This is a genomic window from Pseudooceanicola onchidii (genome assembly GCF_004959925.1).
In the GTDB taxonomy this organism is placed as follows: domain Bacteria; phylum Pseudomonadota; class Alphaproteobacteria; order Rhodobacterales; family Rhodobacteraceae; genus Pseudooceanicola; species Pseudooceanicola onchidii.
The window spans coordinates 703116-725270 of record NZ_SPUW01000003.1 but is presented as its reverse complement, the minus strand read 5'-3'; the positions used below and the strand labels follow the sequence as shown (position 1 = coordinate 725270).

General features: G+C 66.3%; 21 protein-coding genes and 3 tRNA genes. 17 read left to right on the top strand and 7 right to left on the bottom strand.

The features are described from left to right. Positions 1–79: 79 nt before the first annotated feature. From E4S58_RS16460 to E4S58_RS16450, 3 genes are read left to right on the top strand one after another with little or no spacing between them, the layout of a single operon-like run. Complete coding sequence (locus E4S58_RS16460) at positions 80–1018, top strand: nucleoside hydrolase (protein WP_136637530.1); 939 nt, start codon at positions 80–82, stop codon at positions 1016–1018. After that, a complete protein-coding gene (locus E4S58_RS16455) occupies positions 1015–1461 on the top strand; it encodes a GNAT family N-acetyltransferase (protein WP_136637529.1) in 447 nt (148 codons plus the stop codon). The genes E4S58_RS16460 and E4S58_RS16455 overlap by 4 nt, the downstream gene beginning before the upstream one ends. 40 nt (positions 1462–1501) lie before the next feature. Beyond that, on the top strand, positions 1502–2908 hold the full coding sequence (locus E4S58_RS16450; protein WP_136637528.1) for a protein adenylyltransferase SelO: 1407 nt from the start codon (positions 1502–1504) through the stop codon (positions 2906–2908). A 71-nt stretch (positions 2909–2979) separates the two neighbouring features. Here E4S58_RS16450 and E4S58_RS16445 read toward each other — a convergent pair whose 3' ends face one another. Then, a complete protein-coding gene (locus E4S58_RS16445) occupies positions 2980–3858 on the bottom strand; it encodes a DMT family transporter (protein WP_240789579.1) in 879 nt (292 codons plus the stop codon). 40 nt (positions 3859–3898) lie between these two features. Beyond that, positions 3899–4543 carry a DUF2238 domain-containing protein gene (locus E4S58_RS16440; protein ID WP_136637527.1) on the bottom strand — a complete coding sequence of 215 codons (645 nt, stop codon included), beginning with the start codon at positions 4541–4543 and terminating at the stop codon, positions 3899–3901. 29 nt (positions 4544–4572) lie between these two features. Here E4S58_RS16440 and E4S58_RS16435 point away from each other — a divergent pair, with 29 nt between their 5' ends. The 4 genes from E4S58_RS16435 to E4S58_RS16420 all read left to right on the top strand — a co-directional run bounded on the left by E4S58_RS16435 (position 4573) and on the right by E4S58_RS16420 (position 7846). Beyond that, a complete protein-coding gene (locus tag E4S58_RS16435; RefSeq protein ID WP_136637526.1) occupies positions 4573–5292 on the top strand; it encodes an endonuclease/exonuclease/phosphatase family protein in 720 nt (239 codons plus the stop codon). Further along, a complete protein-coding gene (locus E4S58_RS16430; protein WP_136637525.1) occupies positions 5289–5816 on the top strand; it encodes a DUF1697 domain-containing protein in 528 nt (175 codons plus the stop codon). Before E4S58_RS16435 ends, E4S58_RS16430 begins: the two co-directional genes overlap by 4 nt. A gap of 187 nt (positions 5817–6003) precedes the next feature. Further along, positions 6004–7374 carry a M20/M25/M40 family metallo-hydrolase gene (locus E4S58_RS16425; protein ID WP_136637524.1) on the top strand — a complete coding sequence of 457 codons (1371 nt, stop codon included), beginning with the start codon at positions 6004–6006 and terminating at the stop codon, positions 7372–7374. 64 nt (positions 7375–7438) lie between these two features. Beyond that, a complete protein-coding gene (locus tag E4S58_RS16420) occupies positions 7439–7846 on the top strand; it encodes a hypothetical protein (RefSeq protein ID WP_136637523.1) in 408 nt (135 codons plus the stop codon). A 22-nt stretch (positions 7847–7868) separates the two neighbouring features. On the opposite strand, the gene E4S58_RS16415 is transcribed toward E4S58_RS16420, so the two are convergent. Then, positions 7869–7945 (bottom strand) — tRNA-Asp (locus E4S58_RS16415). A gap of 143 nt (positions 7946–8088) precedes the next feature. Next, positions 8089–8165 (bottom strand) — tRNA-Asp (locus E4S58_RS16410). Positions 8166–8322: 157 nt separating this feature from the next. Here E4S58_RS16410 and E4S58_RS16405 point away from each other — a divergent pair. From E4S58_RS16405 to cydX, 5 genes are all read left to right on the top strand, one after another. After that, positions 8323–9948 (top strand): ABC transporter ATP-binding protein/permease, encoded by a 1626-nt coding sequence (locus E4S58_RS16405; RefSeq protein WP_136637522.1) that lies wholly within the window; start codon positions 8323–8325, stop codon positions 9946–9948. After that, positions 9945–11591 (top strand): thiol reductant ABC exporter subunit CydC, encoded by a 1647-nt coding sequence (gene cydC / locus E4S58_RS16400; RefSeq protein WP_136637521.1) that lies wholly within the window; start codon positions 9945–9947, stop codon positions 11589–11591. Before E4S58_RS16405 ends, cydC begins: the two co-directional genes overlap by 4 nt. Before the next feature lie 104 nt (positions 11592–11695). Beyond that, on the top strand, positions 11696–13309 hold the full coding sequence (locus tag E4S58_RS16395; protein ID WP_136637520.1) for a cytochrome ubiquinol oxidase subunit I: 1614 nt from the start codon (positions 11696–11698) through the stop codon (positions 13307–13309). Positions 13310–13314: 5 nt separating this feature from the next. Beyond that, positions 13315–14478, top strand: a complete 1164-nt coding sequence (gene cydB, locus E4S58_RS16390) for a cytochrome d ubiquinol oxidase subunit II (RefSeq protein ID WP_136637519.1) — start codon at positions 13315–13317, stop codon at positions 14476–14478. Between the two features lie 11 nt (positions 14479–14489). Beyond that, on the top strand, positions 14490–14627 hold the full coding sequence (cydX, locus tag E4S58_RS16385) for a cytochrome bd-I oxidase subunit CydX (protein WP_136637518.1): 138 nt from the start codon (positions 14490–14492) through the stop codon (positions 14625–14627). Between the two features lie 17 nt (positions 14628–14644). Here cydX and E4S58_RS16380 read toward each other — a convergent pair. Continuing rightward, positions 14645–14720, bottom strand: a tRNA-Val gene (locus E4S58_RS16380). Between the two features lie 46 nt (positions 14721–14766). Between E4S58_RS16380 and E4S58_RS16375 the strand changes: the two genes are divergently transcribed. Both E4S58_RS16375 and E4S58_RS16370 read left to right on the top strand, forming a co-directional pair. Continuing rightward, a complete protein-coding gene (locus E4S58_RS16375) occupies positions 14767–15549 on the top strand; it encodes an HAD-IIB family hydrolase (protein WP_136637517.1) in 783 nt (260 codons plus the stop codon). A gap of 13 nt (positions 15550–15562) precedes the next feature. Further along, positions 15563–16783 (top strand): glycosyltransferase family protein, encoded by a 1221-nt coding sequence (locus tag E4S58_RS16370; RefSeq protein WP_136637516.1) that lies wholly within the window; start codon positions 15563–15565, stop codon positions 16781–16783. Positions 16784–16786: 3 nt separating this feature from the next. Here E4S58_RS16370 and E4S58_RS16365 read toward each other — a convergent pair whose 3' ends face one another. Both E4S58_RS16365 and E4S58_RS16360 read right to left on the bottom strand, forming a co-directional pair. Continuing rightward, complete coding sequence (locus E4S58_RS16365; protein WP_136637515.1) at positions 16787–17422, bottom strand: TetR/AcrR family transcriptional regulator; 636 nt, start codon at positions 17420–17422, stop codon at positions 16787–16789. Between the two features lie 97 nt (positions 17423–17519). After that, positions 17520–19265 (bottom strand): alpha-amylase family glycosyl hydrolase, encoded by a 1746-nt coding sequence (locus tag E4S58_RS16360; RefSeq protein WP_205965405.1) that lies wholly within the window; start codon positions 19263–19265, stop codon positions 17520–17522. 226 nt (positions 19266–19491) lie between these two features. Here E4S58_RS16360 and paaI point away from each other — a divergent pair, with 226 nt between their 5' ends. Genes paaI through E4S58_RS16345 form a run of 3 tightly spaced genes read left to right on the top strand, consistent with a single transcriptional unit; the run spans position 19492 to position 22044 of the window. Then, positions 19492–19923, top strand: coding sequence for a hydroxyphenylacetyl-CoA thioesterase PaaI (gene paaI, locus E4S58_RS16355; RefSeq protein ID WP_136637514.1), 432 nt, complete (start codon positions 19492–19494; stop codon positions 19921–19923). Continuing rightward, positions 19920–21212, top strand: a complete 1293-nt coding sequence (gene paaK / locus E4S58_RS16350; RefSeq protein WP_136637513.1) for a phenylacetate--CoA ligase PaaK — start codon at positions 19920–19922, stop codon at positions 21210–21212. The genes paaI and paaK overlap by 4 nt, the downstream gene beginning before the upstream one ends. Beyond that, a complete protein-coding gene (locus E4S58_RS16345; protein WP_136637512.1) occupies positions 21193–22044 on the top strand; it encodes a PaaX family transcriptional regulator in 852 nt (283 codons plus the stop codon). Before paaK ends, E4S58_RS16345 begins: the two co-directional genes overlap by 20 nt. Positions 22045–22155: the final 111 nt, after the last annotated feature.

Below are 22155 nucleotides of genomic sequence, written 5' to 3'. Positions count from 1 at the left end.
TTGCCTGACCCGGCAACACCCATGGACATCCGCGCCGCCCCGGGCCACTTTGCAGCCCGCAACTTAAAGAAGGCCGCCAATGCCCCGCAAGATCATCATCGACACAGACCCCGGTCAGGACGACGCCGTCGCCATCCTCCTCGCGCTTGCCAGCCCCGAAGAGATCGAGGTGCTGGGCATCACCGCCGTGGCGGGCAACGTGCCACTGGATCTGACCGAGAAGAACGCCCGCATCATCTGCGAACTGGCGGGCCGCACCGACACCAAGGTCTATGCCGGGTGTGACGTGCCGCTGCAGCGCAAGCTGGTCACGGCGGAACATGTCCACGGCAAGACCGGGCTGAACGGCCCCAAGCTGCCCGATCCCAAGATGGAGCTGCAGGAAAAGCACGGCGTCGACTACATCATCGACACCCTGCGCGACCATGACCATGGCACCGTCACCCTGTGCCCCCTGGGCCCGTTGACGAACATCGCGTCCGCTTTCAAGCGCGCGCCGGATATCATTGAAAAGGTGCAGGAAATCGTCCTGATGGGCGGCGCCTATTTCGAGGTCGGCAATATCACCCCGGCGGCCGAATTCAACATCTACGTCGACCCCGAGGCCGCCGCGATCGTCTTCCGCTCGGGCGCGCCGATCACCGTGATGCCGCTGGATGTGACGCACAAGGCGCTGGTCACACCGGCCCGCAACGATGCCTTCCGCGCACTTGGCACCAAGGTCGGTGTCGCCGTGGCCGAGATGACCGATTTCTTCGAACGCTTCGACAAGGAGAAATACGGATCCGACGGCGCGCCCCTGCACGATCCCTGCGTCACCGCCTACCTGATCCGGCCCGAACTGTTCACCGGCCGCAAGATCAACGTCGAGATCGAGACGATCTCGGACCTGACCCTCGGCATGACCGTCGCCGACTGGTGGGGCGTCACCGACCGCCACAAGAACGCGATGTTCATGGGCGATATCGACGCGCAGGGATACTTCGACCTCCTGACCGAAAGGCTGGCCCGCCTGTGACCGCGCTGACCCTCGCCAAGCCCGACGACCTCGATCGCCTGCTGCCGCTGGTGCGCGCCTTCCACGAAGAAGGCGCCATCGACGTGACCGAAGACGACCGGGTCGCGGGTCTCACGCCCCTGCTGGAAGGCTCGCCCTACGGCGGTGTCTGGCTGATCGGCCCGCCGCGCTCTCCGATCGGCTATATCGTGATCAGCTTCGGCTGGGCGGTGGAATTCGGCGGCATGGACGGCTTCGTGGACGAACTCTACATCCGCCCCTCGGTCCGCGGCCGCGGCATCGGCACCGAGGTGATGACCAACCTGCCGAAACAGCTGTCGAAAAACGGGCTGCGCGCCATCCATCTCGAGGTCTCTCGCGTCGCCGTGCGCACGCAGGAGGCCTACAAGCGCGCCGGTTTCAAGCCCCGCGCCGACTACATGCTGATGACCCGCAAGCTCTAAGGGGCTGGACCCGGGGGTCCTGCGCCCCTACCTCTGGCGCATGACCCTGACCATCCCCTTCGACAACACCTACGCCCGCCTGCCCGGTACGCTCTTCACCCGGCAGGCGCCGACCCCCGTGCCCGCCCCCCGCCTGCTGGCCTGGAACGACGCCCTGGCCGATCAGCTGGGCATCACCGGCACCCCTGACGCAGCCGTCCTGGCGGGCAACACCATCTCCGAGGGCGCCGATCCGCTGGCGCAGGCCTACGCCGGGCACCAGTTCGGCGGGTTCTCTCCGTCGCTCGGCGATGGTCGCGCGGTCCTGCTGGGCGAGGTGATCGACCAGACCGGCCAGCGGCGTGACATCCAGCTCAAGGGCTCGGGCCGCACGCCCTGGTCGCGCGGCGGCGATGGTCGCGCCTGGATGGGCCCGGTGCTGCGCGAATACGTGGTGTCCGAGGCGATGCACGCCATGGGCATCCCCACCACCCGCGCCCTCGCCGCCACCGCGACCGGAGAGGACATCCTGCGCGAAACGCCCCTTCCCGGCGCCGTGCTGACCCGGGTGGCCGCGTCGCACCTGCGCGTGGGCCATTTCGAATACTTCGCAGCCCGTGGCGACACGGACTCGCTGCAGGCGCTTTTCAACTATGCCGTCGACCGCCACGACCCGGGCGCGACCGACCCGCTGAGCTTCCTGAAGGGCGTCATAGCCCGCCAGGCCCGCCTGGTCGCGCAATGGATGGGCGTAGGCTTCATCCATGGCGTGATGAACACCGACAACACGTCGATCAGCGGCGAAACCATCGACTACGGCCCCTGCGCCTTCATGGACGGCTACAACCCCTCAACCGTGTTCAGCTCGATCGACAGAAACGGGCGCTATGCCTATGACAATCAGGCGAAAATCCTGCCGTGGAACATGGCGCAACTGGCCTCGGCCCTTCTGGCGCTGATGCCTGACCCCGAGGCCGCGATCCCACCCTTCACCGAAGCCGTGCACGCCATGCCCGACCTGATCGAGGCCGAACGCCTGCGCACCTTCGCGGCAAAGATCGGCATCGCAAGCCCGCGCGCCGGTGACACCGCCCTGATCGACGACCTGCTGGCGCTGATGGCAGCAGGCCGGTCAGATTTCACCAACACCTTCCGCGCCCTGCCCAGCAACGACGCCAAGGACCATGTCGCGGACCGGGACGCCTTCCTCGACTGGGCCGACCGCTGGCACGCCCGGCTTGAAAGCGAACCCGACGCCGCCGCGCTGATGGCCCGGACGAACCCGGCCGTGATCCCGCGCAACCACCGGATCGAACAGATGATCACCGCCGCCGTGGCGGGCGACATGGCGCCCTTCCAGACACTGATGACCGCTCTGGCCACGCCCTATCAATACCCGGTCGACCAAAGCCTCACCCGGCCTCCGTCACAGGACGAAGTGGTGACCGCAACCTTCTGCGGCACCTGAAAAATCCCGCCTTCTTCTGGTCGAAAATACCTTCGGGGGTCCGGGGGCAGACAGCCCCCGGGCAGCGGGCCTCAGCGCGCCCGGCGGTTGATCAGCAGGATGCCCGCCGACACGAAGCTTAGCGCCAGCAGGACCGACAGGTGCAGCTCCTCGCCCAGCACGGCCCAGCCCATGAAGACCGCCAGGACCGGCGTCAGGAAGGAAAAGCTCGCCACGATGGCGGCCGGGTAGGTCTTCATCAGGTAGAACCACCCCAGGAACCCGAAGCTTGCCACCAGGAAGACCTGGTAGCCCATCAGCCAGATGTGTTCCGTCCCGAAATCGCGCAGCAACGGCCCGAACAGCGGCGCCACGGCAAGCAGGGCGACGGCCGAGAACGACAGCTGCCACAGCTGCTGCGCCTCGGGAGGGGCCTCGGAAATCCGGGTGATCCGCACGATCAGCGCGATGGTGGCCCAGCCGATCGCCCCCAGCCAGGCCAGCAGGTCACCCGCAAGGCTTGCCTCTCCGCCCGGCCGGTCCAGCAGCACGATGACCACACCTGCAAAAGCGCAGATCAGCCCCGCGATCTTCACCGGGGTCAGCCGTTCGCCCGGGATCAGGAAATGCGCCGCCAGGCTCAGATGCATTGGCATCGTGTAGAAGATGATCGAGGCCCGGGCGACGGTCGTCATGTCCAGCGCGTTGAAAAGCCCGATGAATTCCAGCGAAAAGGCCACACCCATGGCCAGCCCGGGCCAAAGGTCACGCCTGAGCGACCCGAACCCGATCCCCCGCACCAGCATCCAGATCAGGATGATCGCGCAGGCAAACAGTGATCGAAGCCCCGCCTGAAACACGGGCGACAGCCCGGTCGAGGTCAGCTTCATCACGATCTGGTTGCCCGCCAGCACGGTGGTAAACAGCAGAAGTCCGGCAAACCCCGGCAGGTCGAGCGCATCTTTTCTCATGCCGCGCAGTCCATGCCCGACCATACGCCACCGTCAACGGCTATCTGCGCCACTTTCGGAAGAACCGGGGATTGCGCCGAACGAAGTCTTCGATCACCCCCGTCATCCCGCCCAGCTGCTGCCCCCTGAGATAGGCGTATCCAGCACCCGCCCCGATCATCGCGCCGATGCAGTCGACGATCAGATCGCCCATGGTGTCCATCAGCCCCGATTTCTGCATGTTCATCCCAAAGAGCTGGTCCATCGTGAACTCGAAGATCTCCCAGATCGCGCCGATCGCCACCGCAAAACAGAAGGCAAAGACCGCGATGGCCGACGGCGGCGCGGCGAACCGGTCACCCTGGAACATCATGAAGACAAGCACGAACCCGATCAGGCCGAACCCCACGGCCGACCCGCCGTGCATCATCATGTCCCACCACCAGAGCTTGTTGTAGAAGTCATAGACCTCGCCCAGGAACACCGTGCCCGCGATGAAGACGACGACGGCCAGCACGAATCCCTTGGGCACCTCGATCGCGGCCCATTTGGCCACCAGCGCCGGCGCCATCGACAGGGCCAGCGTCACCAGCGCGATGAAGGCCAGCGAAAACCGCAACTCGACGATGGCCAAAGTCGCATCGGCGACCAGGGCTATCCATATCGCCTTGGTCAAAAGCGTCTGTTCGCGAAAGAAGGGTGACAAGGGGCGCTCCTGGATCAATCTATACCCTTATGAAAGCGCGCCACCTCACGATAGCAACCTGGAACCTGCAGAAATGTGTCGGCATGGACCTGCGCCGCAATCCAAGCCGCAGCCTTGACGTGCTGGCCGACACCGGTGCCGCGCTGGCCGTGTTGCAGGAGGTCGACAAGCGCCTGCCGCCCCGGCCCGCCGCCCTGCCGCGCGCCATGGCCGAGGCCGCGGACTGGCGGGTTCTGGACGTGTCGCCCCTTGGCCCCGGCGGACCGTCGCTTGGATGGCACGGCAACACCATCCTCGCCCGCCCGGGGATCGACATCGAGACGTTGGATCACATCGACCTGCCCGGCCTGGAACCCCGTGGTGCGATCCGGGCCGACCTGACGACCCCGATCGGCCCGCTGCGGGTGATCGGCACCCACCTGGGCCTGATCCGGCGCGACCGCATCCGGCAGATGGCCACCCTGTCGCGCTGGCTGACCACGATGCCCCCCCGCCCGACGGTGCTGGCGGGGGACCTGAACGAATGGGGCACGATCTCGGTGCTGGCCCATGCCATGCCGCAGCTGCGCGTGCTCGACAGCCCCCGCACCTACCCCGCGCCCCGCCCGCTTGGGCGGCTTGACCGGTTTGCCCTGTCGCCGGAGCTGACGGCTTCCGCGCCGCGCACGCACACCGCGCAACCCGCCCGGATAGCATCGGACCACCTGCCGCTGCTGGTAAAGCTCAGCCAAAGGGACAAGGCACCATGACCCGCTGGATCGTCCTGCTGCGCGGCATCAACGTCGGCGGTCACGGCAAGACCCCGATGGCCGTCCTGCGCGAGGCCCTGACCGAGGCCGGAGCCGAACAGGTCGCCACCTATATCCAGTCCGGCAACCTGGTCTTCGACCACCCCGGCCCCGACCCCCGCGCCATGGCCGACTGGACCTCTGCCCTGATCGAGAAGCACTTCCACCACCGCCCCCCCGCGCTGGCCTTCACGGCCCAAGAGATGTCAGAGATGGACGCCGCAAACCCCTTCCCGGACGACGCCGATCCACGGCGCCTGCACTATCACCTGTTCCGCGATCCGCCCGCAGCGGACGCGCTGTCCAGGCTCACCCCCCTTCTCTATCACGGGGAAGAGCTGCGCCTGTCGGATCACTGCCTCTATCATTGGCCCCCCGCCGGGATCGGCACATCCAAGGTCGCCCAGAAAATCGCCACGGCCCTTGGCGTGACCACGACGGCGCGCAACAGGCGCACCATCCGCGCGCTGTGCGACATGGCGTGATTGGCCTGCGGCCAATGCCTCCGGCGGGGATATTTGAAGCAAAAAGAACTGCGCACCCCAATTCTTCTTGCCGAAAATATCCCGGGGGAGCCGCAGAGCGGCGGGGGCAGAGCCCCCTTTGCATCCGCCCCACTGGACACCGCCTTGGCCGCTGGTACGCTTCGCGCGAAAGATCAAAGGAGCTTCCATGTCCCTCGACGCCACCCTCGCCCGCATCGACGCCGATCTGGGCGCCGCGACCGATCGCCTGATCGACCTGCTGCGCATCCCGTCGATTTCGACCGACCCGGCCTTCAAGGCCGATTGTGACCGTGCCGCCGACTGGCTGGTCGCGGATCTGCAATCGCTTGGCGCCACCGCCGAAAAGCGCCCCACGCCCGGCCACCCGATGGTCGTGGGCCATATCGGCGAAGGCAGCCCGCACCTGCTGTTCTACGGCCACTACGACGTGCAGCCGGTCGATCCGCTGGACCTGTGGGACCGTGACCCGTTTGACCCGCAGCTTGAGGACACGCCGGCGGGCAAGGTCATCCGCGGCCGCGGGTCCTCGGACGACAAGGGGCAGCTGATGACCTTTGTCGAAGCCTGCCGCGCCTGGATCGCCGAGAATGGCCAGCTGCCCTGCAAGATCACCTTCTTCTTCGAGGGCGAAGAGGAATCCGGCTCGCCCTCTCTCATCCCCTTCATGAAGGACAACGCCGACGAGCTGAAGACCGACATCGCGCTGATCTGCGACACCGGGCTCTTTGGCGACAGCACCCCCGCCATCGTAACCATGCTGCGCGGTCTGCTGGGCGAAGAACTGACGATCACCGCCGCCTCCAAGGACCTGCATTCCGGCATGTACGGCGGCCCGGCGATGAACCCGATCCGCGTGCTGTCACGCATCATCGCGGGCCTGCACGACGACCAGGGCCGCATCACCGTGCCGGGCTTTTACGACGGCGTGCCCGAGCTGCCCGACGAGATCCGCGCCCAGTGGCAGAACCTGGCCTTCGACCACGCGTCCTTCCTGGGTGACGTGGACCTGTCGGACCCGGCCGGCGAACAGGACCGCACCCCGCTTGAGATGATCTGGTCGCGTCCCACCTGCGAGGTCAACGGCATCAAGGGCGGCTACACCGGCGACGGCTTCAAGACCGTTCTGCCGTCCAAGGCCAGCGCCAAGATCAGCTTCCGTCTTGTCGGCCAGCAGGATCCCCATGCGATCCGCGAAAACTTCCGCGCCTATGTCGAAAGCCAGTTGCCCGCCGACTGCGAAGTTGACTGGCATGGTCACGGCGCCAGCCCCGCCAGCCAGATGCAGATCGACCACCCGGCCTTCGAAGCCGCCCGCCTGGCCTTGTCGGACGAATGGCCGAACCCGGCGGCCTATGTCGGCTGCGGCGGGTCGATCCCGATCGCGGGCTATTTCAAGTCGATCCTCGACACCGACGCCATGCTGATCGGCTTTGGCAAGGATGACGACCAGATCCATTCCCCGAACGAAAAGTACGACCTGTCGTCCTTCCACAAGGGCATCCGCAGCTGGGCACGAATCCTCGACGCGTTAAGCTGAGGCAAGGCCGGGTTAAGCTCTCTGTGGCATCCTCCCTGACGGTCGCACGCAACGGGAGGGTGCCATGGCCCTTGATATCGAGGCGGAAATTCATGCCCGCATTGCGGCGATGGAGGCCGAACCCCAGGCCTCGGTCGCCCCGGAAGACGTCCGGCGCGAGATCCTGTTCGTGCACGACGCCGTGCACACCACCGGCGTCGAATCGCGCGGTGGCCTGCGGCCGCTGACCCAGATCGAACTCTCCGGCATCGCCACACCGTCGTCTTTCGCCCGGCGCGGCATCCTGCGCTTCCGCGCCACGGCTGACCTGAAACCGCCCTATTACAACGATCTGGACCGCACGATCCGCGTCTGGCTGGACATCAGCCATCTCGATCACGTGCTGTATCAGCTGAACCACCGCAAACGCTATCTGTGGATCGGAATCTGGCCTGACGGCTACACCTATGCCGACCTGCACAGCAGGCCCTGATGTGGGTATGGGGGGGGGAAAGTGGCGCGGTTGACGGGGCTCGAACCCGCGACCCCCGGCGTGACAGGCCGGTACTCTAACCAACTGAGCTACAACCGCGCGTGAGGGGCGGGATAGGCCAAGGCCCCGGCCCCGTCAAGTCAGAAATCACCCCTTGATCGCCAAGATCTTCCGGCACCGGGAAAATCCCCCGGAAACGCAAAAGGCGCCCTCCCGAAGGAAGGCGCCTTTCATTCCGTCAGTGGCGCGGTTGACGGGGCTCGAACCCGCGACCCCCGGCGTGACAGGCCGGTACTCTAACCAACTGAGCTACAACCGCGCATCTGACGTGGCGGTGGTACTAGAAGGGGACGCGGGCCTCGTCAAGCGGGTTTTGCACATCGCGCGCAACTTCCTGTCGATTGGCCGGTGTGACGCATTTGCGCCCGGGGCGGGGCACAGTATCTTCGCCGTGCAGTGCAACGACAGGCCCCCGATTGATCACCCCCCCGACACCCCAGACGCCCTCGGGCCGGGCCGCCCCCTGGGGGCCGGTCTTCGCGGTACTGGCCGGGCTGGTCTGGCCCTGTCAGGCCGCCGTGATCGCCTGGACGCTCGGCGGCTGGATCATTGGCACCGCCGCCCTGTCGCCCTGGGTCGCGGCGCTGGCCGTGGTCGCCCTGACGGGGTTGCGGGTGGTGCTGGACGCCGCCGCGCATCTCCGCCTGTCCGCCCAGGCCGAGGCCCGGATCGCGGCCCTGCGCGAGGCGATCATCACGACGGAAAGCTCGGCGGCCGATGCATCAAACCTGGGCGGCGGTGGCGCGACCGCCGCACTGGCCTGCGAGAAGGCCGAGGCGCTGCGGCCCTACCTGCTTCGCTACCGGCCCGCGCGTTGGCGGGTGGCGGTGGTGCCGCCGGTGATCCTTGGGCTGACGGCCTGGCACAGTTGGGCGATCGGGGTGGTTCTGCTTGTCGCGGGCCCCTTGATTCCGGTCTTCATGGCCCTTGTCGGCTGGGCCGCCCGAAGCGCCAGTGAACGGCAGATGGAGGAGATCGGCAGCCTGAGTGACCTGCTGGCCGACCGGCTGGCGGCGCTGGCGGACTTGCGGCTGATCGGCGCCGGGCCGGCATTGGTCGACGGGTTCGCCGACGCCTCGGACCGGCTGCGCGACCGCACCATGGCGGTGTTGCGCGTGGCCTTCCTGTCGTCGACGGTGCTTGAGCTGTTCTCGGCGCTCGGCGTGGCCATGGTGGCGATCTGGACCGGCTTCACCCTTCTCGGAGAGCTGGACTGGGGCGCCTGGGGCCGCGACCTGTCGCCTGCCGCCGGGATCTATCTGCTGCTGCTCGCCCCCGAATTTTTCCAGCCGCTGCGCGATCTGGCCGCCGCCTGGCATGACAAGGCCGCGGCAGAGGCCGTTGAGGCCGACCTTGCCCGCTGGACCGACCAGTCCAGAGAACAGAGGCTGGGCACCGGGGCTTGCGTCGCGCCCGGCCGAATGCCCCGACTGTCTACGCGCAACCTTACTGCGCGGGGTATCCGTTATCCCGACATCGACCTTGGCCCCGGGCAGTCCCTGGCCATCACCGGGCCAAGCGGCAGCGGAAAGACGACCTTGCTGCGCCTGCTGGCGGGGCTGGAGGGGCCGGACAGTGGGCAGATCCTGCTGGATGGACAGCCGCTTGTTCACGCGACTGCGGACCTCTGGCGCGCGCAGATCGGATGGATGCCGCAAGCGCCGCACTTCCTGAACCAAAGCCTGCGTCACAACGTGACCTTCGGCCCCCCGATTTCGACCGAAACCGCCATAGCGGCCCAGCTGACCACGGTGATCGCCCGCCTTCCCCGCGCCGACCAGACCCTGCTTGGCGCGCGCGGCGCCGGTCTCTCGGGCGGAGAGGCAAGACGCGTGACCCTGGCCCGCGCGCTGCACGGCACCCCCGGGGTGATCCTTGCCGACGAGCCGACCGCAGATCTGGACGCCGAGACCTCCGCCGCCGTCACACGGGCGCTGCTGGGCTACGGCCGTGCCGGCGGGACATTGATCGTGGCCACGCATGACATGCAGCTGGCCAGCCAATTGGACCGGACGGTCCAGCCGATCGGGGACCGCCCATGATCCCCCTTCTGCGCATCCTCAACCGCATTGCGCGGCAGGAACGTCGGGCGCTGCTGCAGGGCCTGGCGCTTTCGGCGCTTGTCCTGGGGATGGGGGTCGCGCTGCTGGGCATCTCGGGGTGGTTCATCACGGCCACGGCGCTGGCGGGGCTCGCAGGCATTGGCATCCTGTTCAACGTGTTCATGCCCTCGGCCGCGATCCGCCTTCTGGCGCTTGGCCGCACCGCCGCACGCTATGGCGAGCGGGTGCAGACCCACGACGCCACGCTCAGGGCCCTGTCGCGGCTGCGCATCGACCTGCTGCGGGGGCTGATGACGCGCCCGCAGCGCCGCCTGGAACGGATCCGCGCCGCCGCCATGATCAACCGGATCACCGCCGACATCGACGCACTGGACGGGGCGCTGCTGCGCCTGATCCTGCCCGCGCTGGCGGGCTGGGGGGTGATCGCGCTCACAACCCTGGTGCTGTGGCTGCTGGTGGATCCGCGCCTGGCGCTGGCGGTCGGCCTGTGCCACCTGGTCCTGCCCACGGTGATCTTCGGCCTTGGGCAACGGCTGGCCCGTCGCCCTGCCCGGCAGACCGAGGCCGCGCTGCAGGCCGGACGCAGCCGCCTGATCGACCTGATCGCGGGGCGGGACGATCTGACGGTCTATGGCCAGCTTCAGCGCAGCGCAGATCATTGCCGCGACGCCTTCCGGCGCCATGCCCTCCACCTGCGCAGGCTGGATCGGCTTGAGCGGCGGATGGGCGGCGCGCTCGACCTGTCGACCGGGCTGGCGGTGGCGCTGGCCATCGGCATCGGCGGGCACCTGGTGACGCAGGGCACGTTGGACCCGGCCCGCGCCGCCATCGCGATCTTTGCCGCCCTCGCGCTTGGCGAAGCCACCGCCCCCGTCCGTCGCGCCCTGTCCGAGGTCGGACGGATGACCCAGGCCGCGCGCCGCATCTGGCCCGACCTGCCCGCGCCGCCCGTCGTATCCTCCGCCCCCTTGCCCACGGGAACCTTGCACCTGCAAGGCGTGACCTACCGAATCCCCGGCTCGGGCCGCGACGTGATCGCCCCAGTAGACCTCACCCTCGCCCCCGGAGACTGCGTTGCCCTGACCGGCCCAAGCGGCAGCGGCAAGAGCACACTTCTGCTGCTTGCCGCGGGGGCGCTTCAGCCGACGACTGGGACGATCACCTTGGGCGGTCGTCCACTGACCGACTGGTCCGCCGATGCCCTGACCGGGCCGATCACCCTGGTGCCGCAGCGCCACGCCCTGATCGGCGGCAGCGTGGCCGACAACCTGCGCCTTGCCGCACCCGGGGTCGGGGACGCCGCGCTTTGGCACGCGCTTGAAATCACCTGCCTCGCCCAGACGCTGCGCGACCGGGACGGGTTGGACACGCGGCTTGGGTTTCGCGGCGCGGGCCTTTCGGGGGGCGAGGCGCGCCGCCTTGTGCTGGCCCGCGCCGTGCTGCGCCGCCCGCAGATCCTGCTGCTGGACGAACCGACCGAAGGGCTTGAGGACGCGCTGGCCGACACCGTCTTGCACAACATCCGCCGCGCCCTGCCCGACGTCGCCATCCTCATCGCCGCACATCGCGCCGCCGACCGGAATGTCGCGGAACGAAGTGTCGCGTTGAAGCCGCCCGTCTGAACCCGCAGGATAATCCATGTGCCAGACTCGCGTTTGGCCTGTTATGGTCCTGACCGCAGACCCGCGCGGTCGGACACGTGGTGAAACCACAAGGGAGCCCCAGGATGGACTTCGACATCGTTGACCTGTCGCGCCTGCAATTCGCGTTGACGGCCATGTACCACTTCCTTTTCGTGCCGCTGACGCTTGGCCTGTCGATCCTCGTCGCGATCATGGAAACCGTCTACGTCATGACGAACCGCCCGATCTGGCGGCAGATGACCAAGTTCTGGGGCACGCTTTTCGGCATCAACTTTGTCCTGGGCGTCGCGACCGGCATCACCATGGAATTCCAGTTCGGCATGAACTGGTCGTATTACTCGCACTACGTGGGCGATGTCTTCGGCGCGCCCCTGGCGATCGAAGGGCTGATGGCCTTCTTCATGGAGGCGACCTTTGTCGGTCTCTTCTTCTTCGGCTGGGACAAGCTGTCGAAGGTCGCGCATATGATCGTCGCCTGGCTGGTCGCCATCGGGTCGAACTTCTCGGCGCTGTGGATCCTGATCGCCAACGGCTGGATGGTGAATCCGGTCGGCGCCGAATTCAACCCCGACACCATGCGGATGGAGATGACGTCCTTCTTCGACGTGGTCTTCAACGAAGTCGCGCAGGCGAAATTCGTGCACACCGTCTCGGCCGGGTACGTGACGGCGGCGATCTTCGTGCTTGGCGTCTCGGCGCTCTACCTGCTGTGGGACCGGCATCATGAACTGGCCCGCCGGTCCATCGCGGTCGCCTCGTCCTTCGGACTGGCGGCGGCGCTGTCGGTCGTCGTTCTGGGCGACGAATCGGGCTATTCGGCCAGCCACACGCAGAAGATGAAGCTCGCCGCGATCGAGGCGATGTGGGAAACCCACCCCGCGCCCGCGCCCTTCACGCTGATAGGCGTGCCCGACCGCGCGGCGCGCGAAACGCACTATGCCATTGAAATCCCTTACGTGATGGGTCTGATCGGCACGCGCTCCCTGACCGAGGTGATCCCGGGCATCAACCAGCTGGAAGAGGAATCGGTCCAGTACATCCGCGACGGCATCATCGCCTATGACGCGCTGATGACCATCCGCGAGAAGCGCGACGAAACACCGGATGAGATCCGCGCCACCTTCGACATCTATTCCGAACACCTTGGTTACGCGCTGTTGCTGAAGAAATACGTCGACGACCCGCGCGAAGCGACCGAGGAGCAGATCCTCATGGCCGCCGAGGACACGATCCCCGGGGTCTGGCCGCTGTTCTGGGCGTTCCGGATCATGGTCGTGCTGGGCTTTACCTTCATCGCGGTGATGCTGTTCTTCTTCGTGCGCGCCAACTTCTACGGAATGCGCTTTCCGCGCTGGTCTCTTTACGGCGCGGTCGCGGTCATCCCTGCCCCCTGGATCGCGGCCGAGATGGGCTGGATCGTGGCCGAATACGGCCGCCAGCCCTGGACGGTCGACAGCGTGCTGCCGACGGCGCTGTCGGCCTCGCACCTGACGGTGATGGACCTGCTGATCACCATCGCGGGCTTCATCCTGTTCTACACCATCCTCTTCGTGATCGAGGTCAGGCTGATGGTGAAATACATCCGCAAGGGCCCGACCCAGGATGTCGAGGAATCCGAAGACTGGATGCGGCGCCACAAGGCGCGGCTGCAATCGATGCCGGGCGAACCCACGGCCTCGGCCACCCCGGCGGAGTAAGCGACATGATCCTGTCCGAGTTCATTGATTTCGACACCCTGCGCCTGATCTGGTGGGTGCTTCTGGGCGTGCTGCTGATCGGCTTTGCCCTGACCGACGGCTTCGACATGGGGGTCGGCGCGCTTTTGCCTTTCGTCGCGAAGACCGACGTGGAACGTCGCGTGGTCATCAACACCATCGGCCCGGTGTGGGAGGGCAACCAGGTGTGGTTCATCCTGGGCGGCGGCGCGATCTTTGCCGCATGGCCGCCACTTTATGCTGTCAGCTTCTCGGGCTTCTACCTGGCGATGTTCGCGATCCTGGCCGCGCTGATCGTCCGGCCCGTGGCCTTCAAGTACCGGTCCAAGCGCGAAGACCCGACCTGGCGCACAAGATGGGACTGGGCGCTTTTTTGCGGCGGTGCCGTGCCCGCGACGCTTTTCGGTGTCGCGGTCGGCAACGTGCTGCTGGGCGTGCCCTTCTACCTGACGCCGGACCTGATGCCGATGTACGACGGCAACTTCGCGACCAAGTTCCTCGGCCTGCTGCGCCCCTTCGCGCTGCTGGCGGGGATCGTGTCGATGTCGATGCTGCTGATGCACGGCGCCGCCTGGCTGTCGGTGAAGACCGAAGGCGTCATCAAGGACCGTGCGCGCCGCATCGGATCCATCGCGGGGCTGGTCGCGGCGGCGGGCTATGCGCTTGGCGGGGTCTGGCTGGCCATCGGGATCGACGGCTATGCACTGGCCAGTGAACCGGTGACCGACGGCCCGTCCAATCCGCTGTATTCGCAGGTCATCCGCGGCGGCAGCTGGCTTGTCGCCTATTCCGACCGGCCCTGGATCTGGGTCGCCCCCATCATGGGCTTTGCGGGCATCGCCCTCGCGGTCCTGGGCCTGCGCGCGGGCCGCGAGGTCACGACGCTGCTCTTCTCGAAGATGGCAATCCTTGGGATCATCTCGTCCGTGGGGCTGGTGATGTTCCCGTTCATCCTGCCGTCGAACGTGGCGCCGGACAGCTCGCTCACCGTCTGGGATGCCTCGTCCTCGCATCAGACGCTCTTCACCATGCTTGTGGCGACGGCGATCTTCCTGCCGCTGATCCTGATGTACACCGCCTGGGTCTACCGCGTCCTCTGGGGCAAGGTGACCGAGGACGACGTGACCGACAACGCCGAAACCCTGTACTAGGAGCCCCAGCCATGTGGTATTTCGCCTGGATCCTCGGCCTGCCCCTCGCCGCGCTTTTCGCCGTGCTCAACGCCATGTGGCTAGAATTGCGCACCGACGCCCACCTGGCCGAAGAAGGCGACAGGGAACGCGAGGCGGCCGGAAAGTAAAGCTAATACTGGGGAGGTGGTGGGTGATGAGAGACTCGAACTCCCGACATCTTCGGTGTAAACGAAGCGCTCTACCAACTGAGCTAATCACCCGTCCGGCTGCCCATAGCAAAAGCCGTGCCATCCCCGCAAGGCCCTAATGCAAAAGCCCCCCCTTATCGTCTTTACCGACCTCGACGGCACGCTGCTGGATCACCATGACTACAGCTGGCAGGCCGCCGCACCCGCGCTGGATCGTCTGAAGGCGCATGGCATTCCGCTGGTCATCGCGTCGTCCAAGACCGCCGCCGAAATCGCCCCCCTGCGGGCCGAGCTTGGCTTTGCCCATTGCCCCGCCATCGTCGAAAACGGCGCGGGGTTCCTGGCGGGCGACAGCAATCCGACGGACGACACGGGCAGCTATCCCCGCCTGCGCGCCGCGCTCGACACCCTGCCCGCGCCCCTGCGCAAGGCGTTCCGGGGGTTCGGGGACATGTCGGATGCCGAGGTCGCCTCGATCACCGGGCTGTCGCGCAAGGCCGCGCGGCTGGCGCAGACGAGAGCCTTTTCCGAACCGGGACTGTTTGAGGGCGACGAACCCGCACTTCAGGCCTTTGTCGAGGCGCTGAGCGCCCAGGGCATCAAGGCTCGGCGCGGCGGGCGGTTTCTGACCCTGTCCTTCGGCGGCACCAAGGCTGACCGCATGGCCGATATCGGCGCGGAGTACGGCGCGCCCTATTCGATCGCGCTTGGCGATGCCCCGAACGATGTCGAGATGCTGGAGGCCGCCGATCATGGGGTCGTCATCGCCAACCCGGCTGGCCCGCCGCTGCTGCCTTTGCCAAGCGAAGCGGCAGGTGGCATCAGCCGCAGCGAAAAACCGGGCCCAAGCGGTTGGAACGACAGCATCCTCAGGCTACTTTCCGATAAAGGACTGACCTGACAGGAGAGCATCGGTGGCGGATTTTCATCAGAACGGCAATATCGCCACCCTTCACAACCTGCGCACCCGGACGACCGAAGACCTGACGAACGAGCTGGTCAGCTTCTCGGCCACCCGCAAGATCAGCCTGATCCTGCCCTCGCTCTATTCCGAACTCGAAGGCGAGGCTCTACCGAAGATCCTCGATGAGCTGGCGCAGGTGCCCTATCTGCACCGCATCGTCATCGGCCTCGACCGCGCGGATGAGGCCCAGTACCGCCACGCGCGCGACTTCTTCTCGGTCCTGCCGCAGAACCATGTCGTCATCTGGAACGACAGCCCCCGGATGAAACAGATCGAGGCGCGGCTGGATGGCCTGGGCCTTGCGCCTTCGGAACCCGGCAAGGGCAAGAACGTCTGGGGCTGCCTTGGTTTCCTGCTGGCCTGCGCCGACAGCGACGTGGTGGCGATCCACGACTGCGACATCGTCACCTATGAAAAGGACATGCTGGCACGGCTGGTCTACCCGGTGGTCAACCCGAACTTCCCCTACCAGGTGGCCAAGGGCTATTACGCCCGTGTCGGCGGCGGCAAGATCAACGGCCGGGTCGCGCGGATGCTGGTCTCGCCCCTGCTGATCGCGCTGAAGAAGGTGATCGGGGACCGCGACTACATCGATTACCTGCGGGCCTTCCGCTATTCACTGTCGGGCGAATTCGCGATGCGGACGTCGATCCTGGCCGACCTGCGCATCCCCTCGGACTGGGGCCTTGAAATCGGCGTTCTGTCCGAAGCCTGGCGCAACCTTGCCCCCAAGTCGGTCTGCCAGGTCGAGATCTGCGATCACTATGACCACAAGCACCAGGATCTCTCGGTCGAGGACAAGTCGACCGGGCTGTCGCGCATGTCCATCGACATCTGCAAGGCGATCTTCCGCAAGCTGGCCGCCGATGGCACCGTCTTCAACGAAGAGGTGTTCCGGACGCTGAAGGCGACCTACTACCGTTCGGCCCTCGACCTGCTGGAAGGGTATTACAACGACGCCAAGATGAACGGTCTGACGGTCGATCGCCACACCGAGGAACGCACGGCCGAACTGTTCGCCGAGAACATCATGGAGGCCGGGCGCGTCTTCCTCGACAACCCGTCCGAGACCCCCTTCATCCCGACCTGGAACCGCGTGCATTCCGCCGACCCCGGCCTGATGACCGACATGCTCAAGGCCGTGGCGGCGGATCTGAAGGATTACGCCTGACCCCTAACCGTCGCGGCGCCAGGGCTTTTCCAGTGTGGCAGGCTGCGGTGTCGCAAGGTACGACTGGATCAACTGGTCGATCGCCCGCCGCGCCAGCCGTCCGTGGTCGGCGGTGTAGCCAAGGGTCGACACAAAGCTCCAGTGCGCGTGCATCATCGACACGAACAGATACGACAGTTCTTCGCAGGCGGCGGGCGACAATTGCGGATGCGTGATCGCCAGCTCGTGCACGATCACTTGCCCAAGCGTCTGATATTGCGTCCGCATCCGGTCACGCACCACATCCGAGCCCACGGAATAGGCGACCATGGAATCATAGGCTTCAAGGTGCGGCGGCATGGGGTGGCCTTCGGTCAGCCCGAAGAAGAAATCGAGGAAGAAATCCAGCCGCTCGACCTCGCGGATCTCGACGATGCCCGACACCAGCATGCGCTGATAGACCGTCGCCAGATGGTCGCACATGTCTGCCATCAACGCATCCATGTCGCTGTAGTAGTACCGCAGCAATTGCCGGGAAATCCCTGCATTCCTTGCCACATTTTCGAATGACAGCGCCTGCAACCCCGACTGCGACAGCACCGTCGCAGCCGCCTCCAGGATCTGCGCTTTCTTCTCCGGCGATTGCGACCGTTTAGCCAACCGTGACCTCCCACTCCGCCAACGGGCGGATAACCCATGGGATCAGACTAGCGTCACTTGGGCATTATGTGAATGAACTTGGGATCCGGGCCGCGCCTCAGCCCCGGTTCGAGATCCACCGGCACTGGTATGGCGCAAAGTGAATGGGCGCGTCCGAGGCCTCGACCGGCTCTCCATTCAGCAGGTCGATCCAGTCTTCACCTTCGATCAGATTGATCGCGAACGGATCGATCACGACCTCCTGGTCCGACACGTTGTGCAGGGCAAAGATCGACTGGTCCCGATCCAGGCTTTGCCGCCACAACCCGAAGATCCGGTCGTCCAGCTGCAGTGTGAACTGCGTCGCGTTCGGATGGAAGGCGCGCTGGCGGCGGCGGATGTCGATCCGGTCCTTCAGCGCCTCAAGCACGATGTGCTGCGGCGTCGTCCTGTCGGCGATCCGCTGTTGCAGCGCGCCGTAGTCCCACCTGTGCCGGTTGATCGCACGGTTGTGGCCCGATTTCTCGACACCGTCGTAATCGTTCGGCGTGGCCAGCAGAGCGTGGATGTAGAAGGCCGGGATGCCTTCCAGCGCCATCACCAGCGTCTGGCTGGCCAGGAACCGGTCGATCTGATGCTGATCCTCGCCCGCGAAGGTGCCCTTCATCGCCTCGAACCAGGTGATGTTCAGCTCATACGGGCTTTCGCCGCCACCGGGCAGCGCCCGCATCGACACCAGACCGCCAAAGGCGCGCACCGTATCGATGACCCTCCCGATCTCCTCGGGCTTCAAGGTGCCTTCGGCGGGGCGCATCCCGATCCCGTCGTGGCTGGCGGTAAAGTTCAGATAGGCGCACCCCAATTGCGCGGGCGGCATCGCCCCCTGCCAGCGGATCAGGTTCTTCGCCGTGCCCGACATCATTGCGTGCAGCACCAGCGGCGGAAGCGAGAAGTTGTAGACCGCGTGTGCCTCGTTCCGGTTGCCGAAGTAGCTCAGGTTCTCGGCATTGGGCACATTGGTTTCGGTCAGCAGGATCACCGGCTCGGACGCGTAATCCGCCAGAAGCCGCATCAGCCGCACGATGGCATGGGCCTGCGGCATATGGATCGACTTGGTGCCCACCTCTTTCCAGATGAAGGCCACCGCATCCAGCCGCAGGATCCGCACCCCGTTGTCGATATGCAACCGCATGACGCGCAGGAATTCCAGCAGCACCTCGGGGTTGGCAAAGTTCAGGTCGATCTGGTCGTGGCTGAAGGTGCACCAGACGTGGCGCGTGCCGTTTGCTGTCTCGACCTCGCGCAGCAGGGGCTGGGTCCGGGGGCGCACCACGTCCGACAGGTCATCCTCGGGAGAGGCCTCGAAGAAGAACCCGTCATAGGGTTCGTGCCCCTGAAGATATTCGGTGAACCAGTGCGAGGCCGAGGACACGTGGTTCAGCACCAGGTCCGACATCAGAAGGAATTCCGATCCGATCCGCCGGATGTCTGCCCAGTCGCCCAGCACCGGGTTGACCGCACGGTAATCGGTCACCGCAAAGCCGTCGTCCGAGGTGTAAGGAAAGAACGGCAGGATATGCACGCCGTTGACCACCCCCGCCATTTCCCGGTGCAGGAAGTCGCGCAGCAGGTCCAACGGCTTGTGCTGCCCGTCGACGATCGAATTGCCGTAGGTGATCAGCAGCGCGTCCCGCTCGGACCACTGGCGGTTGCCCGGCACCCGGCCCCGGCGGCGATGCGTGGTGCCTTCGGGCCAGAAGGCCTCGGCGATACGGTCGGCCAGCGCCTGTGCCTCCGCGTCGGGATAGATCTGCGCGATCAGCGTCAGCAGTCGGGCGCGGAAGGTGGCGTCGATCTCGAACATGGATCCTCGGGCGTTTTCCTCAGTTTTCAGATCACTCGCCCGGGTGCAAGGGCTTGACCCGCCGAAGGTGCCCGGAAATCCCCCTGCCCGCCCGCCTGCCGCGAAAATCCGCGCTTGTCCCGCCCCGGGTCCGCGCGTCGCGATTGACCTGACCCCGGGCTTATGCAAAACATTTTTCCGGCGCACAGCAAAAACCTGTGCCGCTTTGACATCAGGGAGGACACGGATGTCGCAGTCACAAGCCGAACGATCGGCCGCAGCGATGTGGGCCAACGACCGCGCCAGCCAGGGGCTGGGCATGCAGATCGCCGAGGTCACGCCGGGCCGCGCCGTCCTGACGATGTCGGTGCGCGAGGATATGGTGAACGGGCTGGATGTCTGCCACGGAGGCTTCATCTTCACCCTCGCCGACAGCGCCTTTGCCTTCGCCTGCAACAGCTACAACCAGCTGACCTTCGCCCAGCACTGCGCCGTCACCTTCCATGCCCCCGGACGGCTTGGCGACACGCTGACCGCCACCGCGCAAGAGGTCACGCGCCAGGGCCGGTCGGGCCTTTATGACGTCACCGTCACCGATGGCAGCGGCGCGCTGATCGCCACCTTCCGGGGCCATTCGCGCACCGTCAAAGGCCAGCACTACCAGGAGGACACCGAATGACCGCGCTCAGCCCAAGGGGCGTGCCCCTCGACCCGATCGAAACCGCGTCGCGCGATGAAATTTCGGCGCTTCAGCTGGCCCGGCTCAAGACGACCCTCAGCCGCGCCTACGAAGGATCGCCTGTCTACCGCGCCAAGTTCGACGCGGCGGGTGTCCACCCCGACGACCTGCACAGCCTGGCCGACATTGCCAAGTTCCCCTTCACGGTGAAGCAGGATCTGCGCGACAACTACCCCTGGGGCATGTTCTCGGTCCCGCGCGAAAAGCTTGCCCGCGTCCATGCCTCCTCGGGCACGACCGGAAAGCCGACCGTCGTGGGCTACACCCGCAACGACATCGACATGTGGGCCGAGGTCGTCGCGCGATCGATCCGTGCCTCCGGCGGCGCCCCCGGCGACGTCTGCCATATCGCCTATGGCTACGGGCTCTTCACCGGCGGGCTTGGCGCGCATTACGGCGCCGAACGCCTTGGCTGCACGGTCGTTCCGGTATCGGGGGGCATGACAGAACGCCAGATCACCCTGATCGAGGATTTCGAGGCCTCGATCATCATGGTCACGCCGTCTTACATGCTGTCGATCCTCGACGCCTTCCGTGCCGCCGGGAAAGACCCCCGCAAGACCAGCCTCAGGGTCGGCATCTTCGGCGCGGAACCCTGGACCAACGCCATGCGGAGCGAGATTGAGGAGGCCTTCGGCATCGACGCCGTCGACATCTTCGGCCTGTCCGAAATCATCGGCCCCGGCGTCGCCTGCGAATGCGTGGAAACCAAGGACGGGTTGCACATCTGGGAAGACCACTTCTACCCCGAGATCGTGAACCCCGAGACCGGAGAGCCCGTCGCCGACGGCGAGATGGGCGAACTGGTCATCACCTCGCTGACCAAGGAGGCCTTCCCGATCATCCGCTACCGCACCCGCGACCTGACCCGGCTGCTGCCCGGCACCGCCCGCACCATGCGACGGATGGAAAAGGTGACCGGCCGGTCCGACGACATGATCATTCTGCGCGGCGTCAACGTCTTCCCCACCCAGATCGAGGAACAGATCCTCAAGGTGCAAGGCCTTGCCCCGCATTACGAAATCCACCTGGGCCGCGACGGCCGCATGGACACGATGCTGGTGAAATGCGAAGCCCTTGGTGCCGCTGACGGGCTCGACCGCGACCTGGCGCATCACATCAAGTCGGTCATCGGCATCTCGGCCCGGGTCGAGGTCACCGGCCCCGGCACGCTGTCGCGGTCCGAGGGCAAGGCGAAACGGGTCTTCGATGCACGCCCCTCCCGCTGACAGAACAGCCAGTCTGGCACAGGCGCTCAACGTCTCGGCCGGGGCCTTCATCGTCACGCTCTACGGCGATGTCGTGGCCCCGCGCGGGGGTGAGCTCTGGATGGGCAATATCATCGAGGTCTGCGAAGGCGTGGGCATCGGCGAAAGTCGGGTCCGCACCGCCGTCAGCCGCCTAGTGACCGGCGGTCAGCTCGTCGGCGTCAAGGAAGGGCGGCGCAGCTACTACCGCCTGTCCCCTTCGGCAGAACGGGAATTCCAGCGCGCCGCCCGCCTGATCTATGCGCCCCCCCGGGCCGAACCGCTGCGCGGCTGGCACATGGTGATCCTGCCCGTGGGCGAAGACCGCGACCCCCTGCTGGCCCGCCTCGCCGCCCTGCGCTTCGGCCTGGCGCTGCCGCACCTGGCCATCCGGCCCGACCGGGGCGAACCGCTGCCCGACCTCGGCGCGCCGCACTTCCGCGCCACGACCGAAGACGACCTGACCGCGCTGGCCGCCCAAGCCTGGGATCTGCCCGCCCTGCACGACGAGATGACCCGCTTCCTTTCGGCCTTTGACGGGCTGGGCGCCGACGGCCCCGAAGCGCTTGGCCTGCGCCTGCTGCTGGTCCATGCCTTCCGCCGGATCGCCCTGCGCGACCCTGCCCTGCCCCTCGGTATCCTGCCCGAGGGCTGGCCCGCCCCCGATGCGCGCGCGCTCTTCGCCCGGCTCTACCTTGCGCTGTCGCCAGCCGCCGATGCCGCCGTCGCCGCCGGGTTCAAGGACCGCAACGGTCCGCTGGCCGTCGATCAGGCCCGCATGGCCCGCCGCATCGCGGACCTCGCCGAGGCCTGACACCACACCTTTCTTTTTGCCCCAAATATCCCCGCCGGAGGCAGATCCCACCCCGCCGCAAAACCGGACCCCCGGGGGGGGGGCTGCCCACGGTCGACACCACACCGACAA